The sequence below is a fragment of the Aeromonas sp. s9 genome (assembly GCF_040907765.1).
Taxonomy (GTDB): domain Bacteria; phylum Pseudomonadota; class Gammaproteobacteria; order Enterobacterales; family Aeromonadaceae; genus Aeromonas; species Aeromonas caviae.
In genome coordinates this window covers 17,995-32,840 of sequence record NZ_JBFOCK010000075.1, presented here as the reverse complement: position 1 = coordinate 32,840, position 14,846 = coordinate 17,995, and the positions used below count along the sequence as shown (strand labels likewise).

12 protein-coding genes and 2 pseudogenes are annotated in these 14,846 nt (G+C 63.7%); 2 read left to right on the top strand and 12 right to left on the bottom strand.

What is annotated here, in order from left to right; genetic code table 11:
* From AB5Y54_RS16015 to rph, 9 genes and pseudogenes are all read right to left on the bottom strand, one after another.
* Positions 1-698, bottom strand: a pseudogene (locus tag AB5Y54_RS16015) (ISL3-like element ISAeme19 family transposase); the annotation flags it as partial.
* 100 nt (positions 699-798) lie between these two features.
* Positions 799-1,227: pseudogene (locus AB5Y54_RS16010) on the bottom strand (serine/threonine protein kinase); the annotation flags it as partial.
* 74 nt (positions 1,228-1,301) lie between these two features.
* A complete protein-coding gene (gene ccoG, locus AB5Y54_RS16005) occupies positions 1,302-2,750 on the bottom strand; it encodes a cytochrome c oxidase accessory protein CcoG (RefSeq protein ID WP_143236900.1) in 1,449 nt (482 codons plus the stop codon).
* Positions 2,751-2,947: 197 nt separating this feature from the next.
* Positions 2,948-3,211 (bottom strand): YihD family protein, encoded by a 264-nt coding sequence (locus tag AB5Y54_RS16000; RefSeq protein ID WP_010676098.1) that lies wholly within the window; start codon positions 3,209-3,211, stop codon positions 2,948-2,950.
* A 30-nt stretch (positions 3,212-3,241) separates the two neighbouring features.
* Positions 3,242-4,396, bottom strand: coding sequence for a diguanylate cyclase (locus tag AB5Y54_RS15995; protein WP_029314881.1), 1,155 nt, complete (start codon positions 4,394-4,396; stop codon positions 3,242-3,244).
* A gap of 153 nt (positions 4,397-4,549) precedes the next feature.
* Positions 4,550-4,939, bottom strand: a complete 390-nt coding sequence (gene cueR, locus AB5Y54_RS15990; protein ID WP_010676100.1) for a Cu(I)-responsive transcriptional regulator — start codon at positions 4,937-4,939, stop codon at positions 4,550-4,552.
* Complete coding sequence (locus AB5Y54_RS15985; RefSeq protein WP_201921204.1) at positions 4,936-7,365, bottom strand: heavy metal translocating P-type ATPase; 2,430 nt, start codon at positions 7,363-7,365, stop codon at positions 4,936-4,938. The genes cueR and AB5Y54_RS15985 overlap by 4 nt, the downstream gene beginning before the upstream one ends.
* A gap of 179 nt (positions 7,366-7,544) precedes the next feature.
* Entirely contained in the window at positions 7,545-8,198 is a 654-nt protein-coding gene (pyrE, locus tag AB5Y54_RS15980; protein WP_010676102.1) for an orotate phosphoribosyltransferase, read from the bottom strand.
* An 83-nt stretch (positions 8,199-8,281) separates the two neighbouring features.
* Positions 8,282-8,998 carry a ribonuclease PH gene (rph, locus tag AB5Y54_RS15975; protein ID WP_201921200.1) on the bottom strand — a complete coding sequence of 239 codons (717 nt, stop codon included), beginning with the start codon at positions 8,996-8,998 and terminating at the stop codon, positions 8,282-8,284.
* A gap of 146 nt (positions 8,999-9,144) precedes the next feature.
* Here rph and AB5Y54_RS15970 point away from each other — a divergent pair, with 146 nt between their 5' ends.
* On the top strand, positions 9,145-10,008 hold the full coding sequence (locus tag AB5Y54_RS15970) for a YicC/YloC family endoribonuclease (RefSeq protein ID WP_010676104.1): 864 nt from the start codon (positions 9,145-9,147) through the stop codon (positions 10,006-10,008).
* Between the two features lie 189 nt (positions 10,009-10,197).
* Here the strand turns inward: AB5Y54_RS15970 and AB5Y54_RS15965 are convergent, their stop codons facing one another.
* From AB5Y54_RS15965 to waaF, 3 genes are all read right to left on the bottom strand, one after another.
* The gene (locus AB5Y54_RS15965; RefSeq protein WP_049636086.1) at positions 10,198-11,076 is read right to left on the bottom strand and encodes a DMT family transporter; all 879 of its coding nucleotides are present in this window, start codon (positions 11,074-11,076) and stop codon (positions 10,198-10,200) included.
* 111 nt (positions 11,077-11,187) lie between these two features.
* Complete coding sequence (gene waaA / locus AB5Y54_RS15960) at positions 11,188-12,456, bottom strand: lipid IV(A) 3-deoxy-D-manno-octulosonic acid transferase (protein ID WP_201985788.1); 1,269 nt, start codon at positions 12,454-12,456, stop codon at positions 11,188-11,190.
* A 1-nt stretch (position 12,457) separates the two neighbouring features.
* A complete protein-coding gene (gene waaF, locus AB5Y54_RS15955) occupies positions 12,458-13,555 on the bottom strand; it encodes a lipopolysaccharide heptosyltransferase II (protein ID WP_201985791.1) in 1,098 nt (365 codons plus the stop codon).
* Positions 13,556-13,894: 339 nt separating this feature from the next.
* Between waaF and AB5Y54_RS15950 the strand changes: the two genes are divergently transcribed.
* Positions 13,895-14,671: a glycosyltransferase family 2 protein gene (locus AB5Y54_RS15950; RefSeq protein WP_201921194.1), complete on the top strand. Its 777-nt coding sequence runs from the start codon at positions 13,895-13,897 to the stop codon at positions 14,669-14,671.
* Positions 14,672-14,846: the final 175 nt, after the last annotated feature.

Sequence of the window (14,846 nt, the reverse complement as noted above, 5' to 3'; positions counted from 1 at the left end):
TGGAACAGGTCGTAGACCACCTCCGCCTGCGGGCAGTGTTGCTTCACCTCCAGGTCGAACGCCGTGTTCATGTCCATCGCCACCGCCTCAATCTGCTGGCATCGCTCGCCGAGCTGCTCGAAGAAGGGACGGATAGCGGCCCGACTGTTGCCGTGCCCCACCCACAGGACGCGGGTTCGCTCGGCATCCATGATCACGGTGGCATAGCGGTGTCCCTTGTGCAGGGCAAACTCATCCATCACCAGCCGCCGCACCTCCCCAAGTTCGATGGTGCCCACACTAGTCTGCAAACGGCGCTTGTCGATCTCCTTGATGGTGTGCCAACCGACCCCGGTGAGCTGGCTGACATGGCGGATGGGGAGGTACTGAACGAGCGCTTCAATCCAGCACTGCATGCGCCGGGTGAGGCGGGAGCCAGAGGGGAGCCAGTCGATATGTTCACTGACGCGACCACAGCGCAGACAGTCGACGCGGCGAACAGGCAGTTGTAACCAGACTTGTCGGTCAAATAGGTCTCGCTCACGCACCCGGCGGATACGTTGGTCGTGGATCAATGGCGTGGGTTGCAGGCATCGGCGACAACGGGGCAAGAAGTCGGCGCGAGGCTCAAGGGTAAACAGGGTGTGATGGTTGGCAGAAAGCGCTTGGGCGATGACGGTATAACCTGGCCAGAAGGAGGTAATATCAATATGATGCACGGCGACAGCAGGGTGATGGTGGTGGTGTGTTTGGCGACAACCAGTTTACCAGCACCCTGTCTGTCAACTTCCACTTTCCCAGGATCCCGCGAAGAACCTGATGAAAGGCATGGCTGGCACCGACGCTGTGGATGCGACCGAGGTAACGCCCCACCCACTCCAGCTGGTCCAGGTTGTCCACCTCGAACTGACGCCCCCCAACGCTCTGCCAGATGGCAAACGGGTAGCCCTGATGCTCCAGCAGGGTCTCGCCGGCAAAGGCAATGGGAGCGGCGACCGGGATCTCAGTTTCACAGAGGCGAGCGGCAAACGCGTGCTCTTCCAGGATCTGGGCCCGGCTCCAGCGACCGGGGCGGTAGAACTTCACCACGTAGCGACGGCGATCCTCATCCTGGAACTGATAGACGCGGTTCTCGTAACTGTTGAGCTCGATAAGGCCGGAGTCGATGCGCAAGCCGCTGAGATCGATGGCATCCATGATGAGATCGGGATTGAGGTCGGAATAGTTGAAACGCATGTCATCCACCATAGAAAAGGGGCGCTGTTGCGCCCCATTCTATCACCACTGTCTGCCGTTGCCGTGCATGGCGGTGCGCCTTGCCGTCACAACCTGCTGATAAACTTGCTCGGTTGGCGCAAGGTCCCCTTGCTGTCATCCGGCGCCGCGCCTGCCCGCTTGAGCACGAACTGGACGTCCAGAGTGGGGCGCTTCAGGTTGAAGGGATCCACCGCCAGACTCACCGGCAGGGTATAGATCTCACCCGCCTTCAGGGTCACCTCGCGGGGTCCGAACCACTGGTACTCCGGCAGCCCTTCCACGTCCAGCCGGTAGGTCTGGGAGTTCAGGGTCTTGTTGAGGATCTTCAGGGTATAGGTGTTCTCGATGAGCCCTTCACTGTTTTCCCGGAACAGCTGGTTGCGATCCCGCAGGATATCGAGCCCCATGGGCATGATGGACATGGCGTTATAGACGAAGACCCCCAGCATGACGACCATCACCAGGCCATAGCCAATCAGCTTGGGTCGCGCCACCTGGGTTTCACTGTGGGCCAGCTTGTGCTCGGTGGTGTAACTGATGAGCCCCTTCGGATACCCCATCCGCTCCATGGTCTGATCGCAGGCGTCGACACAGGCGCCGCAGTTGATGCACTCGTACTGCAGGCCGTCACGGATGTCGATGCCGGTCGGGCAGACCTGCACGCAGAGGTCGCAGTCGATGCAGTCCCCCAGCCCCAGAGCCTTGGGATCGGCCTTGCGACCACGGGCGCCGCGGGTCTCGCCACGCTGGCTGTCATAGCCGACGATGTAGGTGTCCTTGTCGAACATGGCGGACTGGAAGCGGGCATAGGGGCACATGTGGATACACATGATGGCGCGCATCCAGCCGGCGTTGCCATAGGTGCAGGCGGCGAAGAACAGCACCCAGAAGATGACCCAGCCTCCCGCCTGCAGGGTGACGAAATCGGGCACCAGGTGGAAGGCATCCTGGAAGTAGGCGACGAAGGTCAGCCCCGTACCCAGCGACAGCAGGATCCAGGCCAGGTGCTTGGCGCCCTTCCGGGCCAGCTTCTCACCGCTCCAGGGTGCCGCATCCAGCTTGCGACGCTTGTTGGCGGCCCCTTCCAGCTTCTCCTCGAACCAGATGAACAGGAAGGTCCACACCGTCTGGGGACAGAGGTAGCCGCACCAGACCCGGCCCAGGAAGGTGGTCACAAAGAAGAGGGCGAAGGCCGCGATCATGAAGACCCAGGCCAGCAGGGTGAGATCCTGCGGCCAGATGGTGGCACCGAAGATATGGAACTGCTGGTGCTCCAGATCGAACAGCACCGCCTGACGGCCGTCATAACGCAGCCAGGGCAGGAGGACAAAGAGCGCGACGAAGAACCAGCCCATGGCCTTGCGCACCCGCTGCCAGTAGCCGGTCTGGGAGCGGACATAGATGCGGTTGCCGGGGTTGAACCTGTCATCTCCCGCCTTGAAGGTGTTGGGATTGAAAGTCCCGGTGACGTCACCGGTCACATCCTTGATGTCGATCTTGTCCTTGTCGGCCATTGCAACACATCGCTCCACTCATATTGTTATGAAAGCGATTATATCTTAAACAACCTGCTAATTGTGTGGGTTAAATGTATCTATAGTTCGAGTCCCGTCGCAATTTCAGGCAACAAAAAAGGCCCATAGCCAGTTGACTATGCGCCTTTTAATAGATTCTCTTGAAACCTTTCTCTGATGGCGATGTGACGCCCGGATTACTTGATGCCGCGGGCCTTGAGCAGGGCTTCCTTGAAGTCGGGCACGTGATCCTTGGCCAGCCCCGGGATCATCGCCTGCTTGTCGGATTCCCGCATCTTGAGGTGGTAGATCAGCATGTCGTCGGTCAGTGCGGACAGGGGACCGTCAAATCCCGCCTCCTCGGCCAGTTTGGCAACAAACTGCACCAGGCTGAGATCCTGCTCCTTGATCCAGGCAGGCTGCAGCAGTTCCAGCAGCTCTTCGATACGATGACATTGCATAGACGACCTCTTTAATCTGTCTTGTGAAACTCAGGCAACCTTACCCATCAAGGCTACTTCGATACGATCCCGGCCATTATGCTTGGCCTGATAGAGCGCCGCATCCGCTTTCTGGATGAGCTCGGCAATGGAGTGATGCTGATCCGGCACCAGGGTCGCCACCCCGAAGCTGCAACTGACCCGCCCCGAGACCCGGGATTTGTGGTGGGGAATGCCGAGGGCTCGCAACGAGATACGCACCTGCTCGGCGATCTGCATGGCCCCCTGCAAGGTGGTGCAGGGCAGCAGCAGGGCGAACTCCTCTCCGCCGTAACGGGCAGCGAGATCGTCTTCCCGCCGCAGCACTTCGGCCAGCAGGCTCGCCACCTGCTGCAGGCACTGGTCCCCCACCTGGTGACCATAGTGATCATTGAACTGCTTGAAGTAGTCCACATCCACCAGCACCAGAGAGAGAGGCGCCCTGGCACGGTGGCAGCGACGCCAGGCGCGCGCCAGGGAGTCGTCGAGATGGGCCCGGTTGGCGATGCCGGTCAGACCGTCGAGGCGGGACGTGAGCTTGAGGTGCTCGGAGACCGCCTTCAGCTCGGCCACCAGATCCGCATTGGAAAAACTGTGGTAGAGAGAGGCCACCTGATCCCGCCGCAGGCGCCGCAGCAGGGTCGGCAGAAAGACGAACAGATACCCCGCCAGCATGCAGGAGACGATACGCTCCTGGGTGTTGCCGCCACTGAGCTCGAACAACATGGCAAACCCGAGGGGCAGCACGGCCCCATAGAGGGTACGACGGCTGCCGAACAGCATGATGGCGCTGCCGGTCAGGATCAGGCTGGAGAGCATCATCATGGCGGCACGATAGGTGTCGGGCAGCTTGTCCATGTAGAGCAGCACGCCCAGTGCCCAGACGATGGAGGTGATGGTCACCCCGACAAAGAGCTCGCGCTCGAGCACCGGCAGCGGAAGCTCCGCCAGCCTGGGCTGGCGCCAGCGCAAATGCCACCAGCGCCCCAGCAACAGCAACAGGACCAGACCGAGCCAGCCCAGCGACTCGCTGGCCGGCAGGTAATCGTGGAACAGCAGGCTCCAGCTGATCGCCAGCAGCCCCAGGCAAGGCAGGCTGAAGGAGGCGTGGGTATAGAGCTGGACCATGATGGCCCGCCGCACCTGATATTTCACACTCTGTGTCAACTGGGTACTCCCTGTACAAGAGCCGCACAGTTTAACACTCCCCTTTCCTGCTCAACAATCAATCGACCGCTATTAAGTTGCCACTCAGCGCGTCCTCTCCCGCACAGGCCCCGACAGACCCTTTTCTGCAGGGTCGAATGGCGCAACCCTCCCTCACCCTTTCTCCAGCTCGTCGAGGATGGGGCACTGGGGATTCGCATCTCCGTGACAGCAGCTCACCACCTCCTCGAGGGCGCTGAGCATGGCTTGCAAACCGGCGATGCGGGAGCGCAGATCGACGATTTTCTCCTGGGCCAGCTTCTTCACCTGGGCACTGGTTCTGTGCTCGTCCCGATAGAGCGCCAGCAGCTCCTGACACTCCTCCAGATTGAAGCCGGTCTCCCGCGCCCGCTTGACGAAGCGCAGCTCCCGCAGGGAGGCATCCGTATAACTGCGATACCCGTTGTCGCTGCGCACTGGCGACGAGATGAGGCCGATGCTCTCGTAGTAGCGGATGGTCTTGGCGGTCAGGCCGGTGGCCTTGGCGACCTTGCTGATGTTCATGAATGACTCCTTTGGGATTCAGATGCACGCAGGCTGCCCGCCCGGGGCTGCCAGCGCTTCAATAACAGGGAATTGCTCAAGACGGTGATGCTGCTCAGGGCCATGGCCGCCCCCGCCAGCTCGGGACTGAGGTAACCCAGTGCCGCCAGCGGAATGCCGATGATGTTGAACACGAAGGCCCAGAACAGGTTCTGCTGGATGGTGCGCCAAGTGGCCGCCGAGATGTCGATGGCATCGGCCACCAGCCGCGGATCAGACCGCATGAGGGTGATGGAGGCGGTCTCCATCGCCACGTCGGAGCCGGAGCCCATGGCGATGCCCACATCCGCCGCCGCCAGCGCCGGGGCGTCGTTCACCCCGTCTCCCACCATGGCGACCAGCCCACGGGTTTGCGCCCGCAGCGCCTCGACTTTTTCCACCTTGCCGGCTGGCAGCACGGAGTCAAAGGCCCCGTCCAGCCCCAGTTTGGCGGCGATATGGGCCACCGGCGCCGGCGCATCTCCGCTCACCAGCCAGCTGGCGATGCCGCGCTGGCGCAGGGTGGCGATGGCATCCGGGCTCTCGGGGCGCAGGGTATCGGCCAGCGCGGCGATACCAGCCACCACGCCGTCGATGGCCACCCAGACCCGGGTCGCGCCGTCGGCAGGCTGTTGATCCTGCGCGGGCACCTCAATACCGAGCTGGGCCAGCAGGGATCCATTGCCGATGGCGACTGCGTGACCGGCGACCTGACCGACAATACCGGCACCGACCCGCACCTCGACCGCGTCGGGCTGGGGCAGCATCGCCTCTTTGCCGACCGCCTCGCGCATGGCCAGCGCCAGCGGGTGTTCGCTCGCCTGCTGCAGAGCGGCAGCGAGGCGCAGTTGCTCATCGTTGCCGCTCCAGCTCGCCAGCACGGGCCTGCCCTGAGTGAGCGTACCTGTCTTGTCGAAGATGAGCGCCTTGATGGCGTGGGCCTTCTGCAGGGTATCGACATCTTTTATCAGAATGCCGTGGCGCGCCGCCACCCCGGTACCGGTGACGATGGCCGCCGGCGTCGCCAGCCCCAGCGCACAGGGACAGGCGATGACCAGCACGGCTACCGCCGCCAGCAGCGCCTGACCGAAGTCGCTGGTGATGGCGTACCACACCAGCAGGGTGAACAGGGCGATGGCCATCACCACCGGCACGAACACGGCGGAGACCTTGTCCACCAGCTGCTGCAACGGCGCCTTGCCCATCTGGGCGTTTTCCACCAATGCGATGATCTTGCTGAGGCTGGAGTCCTCCCCCACCGTAGTGGCTTCAATTTCCAGCACACCGGAGCGGTTGATGGCACCGCCCAGCACCTTGTCGCCCTCACCGCGCGGCACCGGCAGGCTCTCACCGGTGAGGATCGACTCGTCCAGCTCGCTCTCGCCGCTCACGATTCTGCCATCCACCGGCACCCGTTCCCCCACCAGCACCCGCAGCCTGTCGCCGCGCAGCACCTCGTCGATGGCAACGCTCTGCCAGCGCTCGCCGCGCCAGACGGTGGCGGTTTCCGGCCGCAGCGCCATCAACTCGCGAATGGCGGACTGGGTACTGCGTCTGGCTCGCGCTTCCAGCAGTTTTCCGAGGGAAATCAGGGTAATGATGATGGCACTCGCCTCGAAGTAGAGCTGGCCACTGGCGGCCATCCCCAAATTAAGCAGCAGATAGAGGCTGTAGAAGTAGGCCGCGCTGGTACCGGTCGCCACCAGCACATCCATGTTGGCGGAGCGGTTCTTGATGGCGAGCCAGGCGCCGCGATAGAAGCGGGCCCCGATCCAGAACTGCACCGGGGTGGCGAGCACCAGCTCCAGCCAGGCGGGCAGATGCCAGGGGAACAACCCGGCCATGGCCAGCATCCCCACCAGCAGCGGCAACGTCAGCAAAGCCGAGACGATGACCCGGGTTTGCGCCTGACGGGCGCTGGCGGCCTCCTGCGCTTCCCGCTCCAGCAACTGCTGGCGGCGGCCGCTGGCCGAGCCCTGCGCCAGTTGGGCGCCAAAGCCGAGGGCTTCGATCTGCTCGCGCAGGGCCGCGGGCGTCTGCATCCCGGGTACCAGCACGATCCGGGCCTGCTCGATGGAGAAGTTGACGTCGGCGGAGATGATGCCGGGCAGCGCCGCCAACATCTTGTTCAGGCGGGCCGAGCAACCGGCACAAGTCATACCGGTAATTTGAAACAGGATGGTCTCGCTGCCGTAGTCGTAACCCTGCGCCTGGATGCTCTCCAGCACCGCCGGCAAACGATCAGGGCTGGCCAGCTCGATGGCGGCTTGCTCCAGTGCGAAGTTGACGGTGGCCGATACCCCGTCGAGCTTGTTGAGGGCGGTCGTGATGCGGCCGGCGCAGTTGGCGCAGCTCATGCCGCTGAGCGGCAACTGCAAATGAATGGGTGATTGAAGATGAGTGGTCATGTTGTTCCTCCCCGGAACCCGTCGGCACCACAAAACGCCGACTGGCAAACCCTAACCTTTACTGTAAGGGCAAGCTCAAGCCACATGATCCACTTTTTTCAGATGAAAAAAACGGCGCCCGTTTGCTGCCAGAGAGCCAACGGGCGCCGCATTCAGCTATTGCGCGGTGTGAGCGGAGCTCAGATACCGTACTGGGCGCGGTAAGCCTTCATGGCGGCCAGTTGCGCCGCCAGCTCCGGCTGTTCGGCCTGCTTCTCTTCCAGATACTGGATCAAGTCGCTCATCTGGATGATGGCGATGATGTGAGCGCCGTAGTCACGCTCCACTTCCTGAATGGCGGAGAGCTCGCCCTTGCCCTTCTCCTGACGGTCCAGCGCGATCAGCACGCCAGCCAGGGAGGCGCCGTTGGCCTGGATCAGATCCATGGATTCGCGGATGGCGGTGCCGGCAGTGATGACATCGTCCACCAGCATGATGCGCCCCTTGAGCGGGCTGCCCACCAGATTGCCACCCTCGCCGTGATCCTTGGCCTCCTTGCGGTTGAAGCACCAGGGCACGTCCACGTCGTGCTGCTCCACCAGCTGCACCGCGGTGGCGGAGGCGATGGGGATCCCCTTATAGGCCGGGCCAAACAGCACGTCGAATTCGATGCCGGCATCCATCAGGGCGGCGGCATAGAAGCGGCCGAGACGGGCCAGATCGCGGCCGCTGTTGAACAGGCCGGCGTTGAAGAAGTAGGGGCTTTTACGACCGGATTTCAGGGTAAATTCACCGAATTTGAGGACCTGTTTCTCCAGGGCGAACTCGATAAATTGACGCTGGTAGGCTTTCATTCTGGCTCCTTGCTTGGCTTGTCGTTTACTGGTGTGGGGGTATAAAAAAACGCGGTCAATGCCGCGTTTTTCAAATCAGAAATTCAGGAGAGCGCCTGCTTCTGCAGCGCTATGATGTCGTCGATGCCGCCCTTGGCCAGCGCCAGCATCTCCAGCAGCTCCTCGTGGGTGAAGGGTTCGGCCTCCGCGGTGCCCTGCACCTCGATGATGCGACCATCTTCGGTCATCACCACGTTCATGTCAGTCTCGGCGGCGGAGTCTTCGATGTACTCCAGATCGCAGATGGCCTCCCCTTCGAACATACCGACGGAGACGGCCGCGATCATCTGCTTGAGCGGGCTCTGTTTGATCAGCCCCTTCTCCACCATCCAGTTCAGCGCATCCACCAGCGCCACGCAGGCCCCAGTGATGGCGGCGGTGCGGGTACCGCCGTCGGCTTGCAACACGTCGCAGTCAACGGTAATGGTGTGCTCGCCCAGGGCACTCAAGTCTACCGCCGCGCGCAGGGAGCGGGCGATCAGACGGGAGATCTCCAGGGTGCGGCCGCTCTGCTTGCCGGAGGCCGCTTCGCGGTTCATCCGGGAGTGGGTGGAGCGCGGCAGCATGCCGTACTCGGCAGTGACCCACCCCTGCCCCTTGCCTTTGAGGAAGCGCGGCACGCTGGTGTCGACGCTGGCGGTGCAGAGCACGCGGGTGTGGCCGAATTCCACCAGCACGGACCCTTCAGCATGCTTGGTGAAGTGGCGGGTGATGGTTACCGGACGCACCTGGGCGGCGCTGCGATCGCTGGGACGGGACATGGGACTGACCTCTGGGCTGGCTGAATTGGCGCAGGAGTATAAGCGATCGCTACTCAAATATCAGCCGCTAAAACCACCTCGTCGGCTGACGGAGCAGGCCTGGCTGAGTATACTGGCCGCACACTTCATCAAGCCCGGAACAATCAATGATTCACAGCATGACCGCCTACGCCCGCAAGGAACTCAAGGGCGACTGGGGCACAGCCGTTTGGGAAATTCGTTCGGTCAACCAGCGCTATCTGGAGACCTACATTCGCCTGCCGGAACAACTGCGCAGCCTGGAGCCGGTTCTGCGTGAGCGCTTCCGGGCCAAGCTGCAGCGCGGCAAGGTGGAGTGCAACCTGCGCTTCGAGGCCGCCCAGGCCGCCGCCAGCCAGCTGCACATCAATGAAGAGCTGGCCAAACTCATCATCGAGAGCGCCAACTGGGTGATGAAAGAGGCGGGCCAGGGTCAGCTCAATCCGGTGGACGTGCTGCGCTGGCCGGGGGTCATGGCTGCCGCCGAGCAGGACATGGACGTGGTCGCCACCGAGCTGATGGCCGGCTTCGACCTGACCATGGAAGACTTCCTCGCCTCACGCGCCAGCGAAGGGGCCAACCTCAAGGCGCTGATCGAACAGCGTCTGGCCGGCATCCAGGTAGAAGTGAAGAAGGTGCGCGAGCACCTGCCGCAGATCATCGAGTGGCAGCGCCAGAAGCTCACCGACCGGCTGGCCGAAGCTAAGGTGGAGCTGGATCCTGCCCGCATCGAGCAGGAGATCGTGCTGCTGGCCCAGAAGATCGACGTGGCCGAAGAGCTGGATCGCCTGGAGATGCACATCAGCGAGACCAACAAGATCATGAAGAAGGGTGGCGCCTGTGGCCGTCGTCTCGACTTCATGATGCAAGAGTTCAACCGCGAGTCGAACACGCTGGGCTCCAAGTCGATCAACGCCGAGGTGACCCAGTCCGCCGTCGAGCTGAAGGTGCTCATCGAGCAGATGCGCGAGCAGATCCAGAACATCGAGTGATCTCCCTCATCGATGCACCAGCCCCCGCCACCCGGGGGCTTTTTTTATGCTCGTTTCCCGCAGCGCTCAGCCGCCTGACTGATGGCAGGCTCGAGCAAAGGGAGCCCGACATGTACCATCACGCAAAGAGGGTCTGCCATGCAGACCCTCTCGCTTTTCCGAACCACTTAGGTTTGTCGCCCGTTCAGGCTAGACCGGTGACTTCAGCCTTCGGCTGCGCAGCAGAAGGGGGAGCTGGTAGAGCACCAGAGCGCCCAGCACCAGGCCGGCGCCTGCCAGCTTGGCGGGGCCCAGCGGTTCGTCATAGAAGAGGGTGCTTAAGATCAGGGTCCAGACCGGTTCGAGCAGCATCAGCAGGGCGGCGTGGGCCGTGGTCATCCGGCTCAGGGCGTGGGTGAGCAGCCAGTAGCGCAATGTGGTGGCGATCAGGACGCTGGCCGCAAACCAGCCCCAGATGCCAGTGCCGATGCTGGCGGGCCACTGCTCGGTCAGCAGGGAGAGCAGGGTGCCGAGCAGTCCGGTCACCGCCAGCTGGATGCAGGTGAGCCAGGTAGGGGGAATGGACTGGGCGAAGTGGCGGTGCACCGCGAGCTGGACCCCCAGGGTGGCGGCCGCCGCCAGAAACCAGAACAGGGAGAGCGACACGCCCCAGTGGGTGCTGCTGGAGAGCAGCAGCAGACCCGCGACGGCCACGGGCAGAGTCAGCCAGTAGTGGCGGCCGGGTCTGGCCTTGAAGGCGGCCCAGGCGGCGAGCGGCGCCATCAGGGTGGCCACGCTCATGATGAAGGCGCCACTGCCGAGCGCATCGCTCTGGCTGATGGCGGTAACCCAGAACAGCAGGCTGGCCCCGAGCAAGGTGCCGCACCCGGCGGCGCGCAGCAGCTGTGAGCCACTGGGGGGCGGCTCGCGCAACCAGGCGAGCGGCAACAGCAGCAGGGCGGCCAGCAGGAAGCGGCTGCCGATAAAGGCGGCGGTGGGCAGTTCGCGAATCGCCTCTTTCGAGAAGAGCCAGCCAGCGGCGGCCAGCAGGGTGACCAGTATCATCAACAGCAGGGGAGCGCGGTTCATCGGGGCATCACAGGGTCAGGGGCAAAGGGCAGAGCATAAAGGAAAGAGGAGCGGATTGTCTCCCGGGGTTTGACAGACATGCTGGCGGGGCGGCCACCACGCCACCCCGCCTCAGTCGTCACTTTCCAGGCTGGCGAGGCAATGGGAGAGGGTGCGCGCCAGCGCCCCCTGATTGCGCAGCACCACGGCCCGGGCGTGTTCCCCCATCTCGCGGCGGGCGCCCACATCGGCGAGCAAGGCGTTCACCTTGTCGCCGAGCGCCTCTGCATCCGCCACCACGGCGGCGCCCCTCTGGGCCACCAGCTGGCGGGTGATGTCGCTGAAGTTGAAATAGACGGGGCCAGTCAGGCAGGGTTTGCCCAGCGCCGCCGGTTCCAGCAGGTTGTGACCGCCCACGGGCACCAGGCTGCCACCGACAAAGGCGAGATCCGCCGCCGCCAGCATCAGCGGCAGCTCGCCCATGGTGTCACCCAGGTAGATCTTGTCGCTCTCGCCGACCGCACTGTCCGCCGTACGCCGCACGCAACCGTAGGGGGCGCACAGCTCGGCCACCCGATCGAAACGCTCGGGATGGCGCGGCACCAGGATCAGCAGGGCGGAGGGATGGGCCTTGAGCACCCGATCGAAGGCGGCCAGCACCTGCTCGTCTTCCCCCTGGTGGGTACTGGCGGCGATCCAGACAGGTCGTGCCTCCCCCAGCTGCTCGCGCAGGGCGCGGCCCCTGGCCTGTACCTCGTCGCCAAACTGGATGTCGAACTTGATGGAGCCGGTCACCGCCAGCCGGTTGCGCCCTATCCCCAGTCGATGGAAGCGATCCGCATCGTCCTGATGCTGGCACAGCAGGTGGGTCAGCGGGCGGCTCAGGGCATCGAAGGCACCCTGGAAGCGACCATAGCGCTGACAGGATCGCTCCGAGAGGCGGGCATTGAGGATGGTCACCGGCAGGTGCCGTGCCTCGCAGGCCGCCAGCCAGTTCGGCCACAGTTCGGTCTCCATCACCCAGAGGGCACGGGGCTTGACGGTGCTCAGAAACGCCGAGACGGCCCAGGGATAGTCGAGAGGCGCATAGCGGTGCACCACCAGATCCCCGAGCTTGGCCGCCTGTTCGGCGCCGGTGCGGGTGGTGGTGGTGAGCAGGATGGGCAGCTCGGGGCGCTCGGCCTTGAGGGCGCGGATGAAGGGGGTGATGGCCAGGGTCTCCCCCACGCTCACCGCATGGATCCAGAGGGGAGCCTCCTGTCCGGTCGGCGGCAATCGTCCCAGATGCTCGGCCCAGCGCGCCCCGAAGCCGGGCTTGCCTTTTTTGGGCTTGTAGAGCGCCAGCAGCGCCAGGGGCAACCCCAGGTGGATCAGCAGGTTATAGAGCAACCGGTAGATCATGCTAGCTATTACCGGGTTCAGCAGCAGAGGATTCCACCGGCTGCCGTACTATGGTCAGATCTGCCGTTTCACCACGCTCCAGCCGATTTCCCGCCTCGATGACCTGTTCCGGCATCAGCTCGATCAGGCACTTGAGGTGGCCGAACTTGCAGGTGCGCTTGAAGCAGGGGCGGCACTCGATGTCGGTGTGGACGATCTCGACCCTGTCCGCCAGCGGTGGGGTATAGAGGGGCGAGGTGGAACCGTAGACGCCGATCAGCGGCCGGTTGAGGGCGGCCGCCACGTGCATCAGGCCCGAGTCGTTGGCGATGACCCGACCGGCCAGCGCCATCAGGTCGATCGCCTCGTGCAGGCTGGTCTTGCCCGCCAGCACGTGGCAGTTGGGGCGTGACAGGGGGTTGATCCGATCGCGGATGGTGTTGGCCACGTCCACGTCCTTGCCCGAACCGAAGATCCATACCTGCCATCCCTCGTCGAGGTGCTTTTGCGCCACCACGGCGTAGTGCCCCTCCGGCCAACGTTTGGCCGGGCCGAACTCGGCCCCCGGACAGAGCACCAGCACAGGGCGGGCACGATTCAGGCCGAGCCGCTCCAGCGCCTTGCCCTGGTTGATGAGATCCACGTGCAGGGAGGGATGGGGAATAGCGGGAATGTCGTCCCGACTCTTCATCTGCCCCTTGGGGTAGGCCAGAGCCACATAGCCTTCCACCATCAGCGGGAAGGCCTGCTTGTTGCTGCGCATGTCGTTGAGCAGACCGAAGCGGTGCTCCCCCTTCCAGCCGGTGCGCACCGGGATCCTGGCAAACCAGGGGATGAGGGCCGACTTCATGGAGTTGGGCTGGATGATGGCCTGATCGTACTGCTCGGCGGCCAACTGCTTGCCAAGGCGGCGGCGTGCCCCCAGCTTGAAGTCACCGTGGCCAAGCGGCATGGGGATGGCCTTGTCCACCTCGGGCATGCGCTCCAGCAGCGCCACGCACCAGGCCGGCGCCATCACATGGAGCTCGCTGCCCGGGTGGTTGCTCTTGAGCGCCTTGTAGAGGCTCTGGGACATCACCATGTCGCCGACCCAGGAGGGGCCGATCATCAATATCTTCATCGCGCGTCTTCTCTCGGGGCTGGCCCGGCTGTTGATCGTTACTGGGCGAGATTATGCCCCAAGAAAGGCCGAAGAAATAACAGAAGATACCCGTCTGCCCCCGCAAAACGCCTCCCTGGCAGGATCCGCTCCCCCGCGCTTCCCCTCAGGGGCCCTCTTCCTCCCGAGCACGGCGTGCCCTGGGCCACCGACTGCCGGGTAGCAGAGATCCTCCTTCCCCCGCATTCAAAAGCGGGCCCACCGGGCCCTCGGGTCATGCCCCGCGCGGGGTTTTAGGCTAGAATGGGCGCCAATCCGAGCATGACCCGCCCGCCGGGTGCCAACAAGAGTCCCTTGCCTGTGAAAAAACCGACCCTGGCGGCCGTCCTGATCGTCAAGAACGAAGCCGACAACCTGCGCGCCTGCCTCGCCTCCCTCGAAGGCCTGGCGGATGAAATCGTCATTCTCGACTCCGGCAGTCAGGATGACACCCCGGCCATCGCCGCCGAATTTGGCGCCCGCTTCTTCGTCAACACCACCTGGCCCGGTTTCGGCCGTCAGCGCCGCCTCGCCCAGTCCCATGTCCAGTCGGAATGGGTGCTGTGGCTGGACGCGGACGAGCGGCTCACCCCGGAACTCAGGGAAGCCATCCAGGGGGTCATGGCCAACCCGGCCAGCGACACCATCTACTCCATCCCGCGCCTCTCCTGGGTGTTCGGCCGCTTCATCCGCCACAGCGGCTGGTACCCGGATCGGGTGCTGCGCCTCTACCCCAAGGCGCTGACCGGCTACAACGAGGCGCTGGTACACGAGAAGGTGGAGGTGCGCGCCAACATGAAGATCGTCAACCTGCAGGGCGACCTCCTCCACTACACCTACCGGGATCTGGAACACTACCTGGTCAAATCCGCCGGCTACGCCCGCGCATGGGCCGATCAGTGCACCGCCCGCGGCAAGAAGGGATCCCTCGGCCAGGGGCTGGTCCACGCCGTCGGCTGCTTCCTCAAGATGTACCTGCTCAAGGCCGGTTTCCTCGACGGCAAGCAGGGCCTGCTGCTGGCCATCCTCTCCGCCCACTCCACCTTCGTCAAATACGCCGATCTCTGGGTTCGCCAGCAGCCCCAGCAGCCGAAATAGGGCATCGCGCCTCAAACATCGCATTAATCACTCACCCCTTGTTCCAGCGGAACAAGGGGCAAACCCTGTTGCCATGGAGCGGGAGCAGCCCTCGCGGGGCCGCTCACGGCGCAAACCCGGGCGCCACGGACGAAAACTGGCCGCTATAAGCCGAATGCATGGATATTGGCAACAT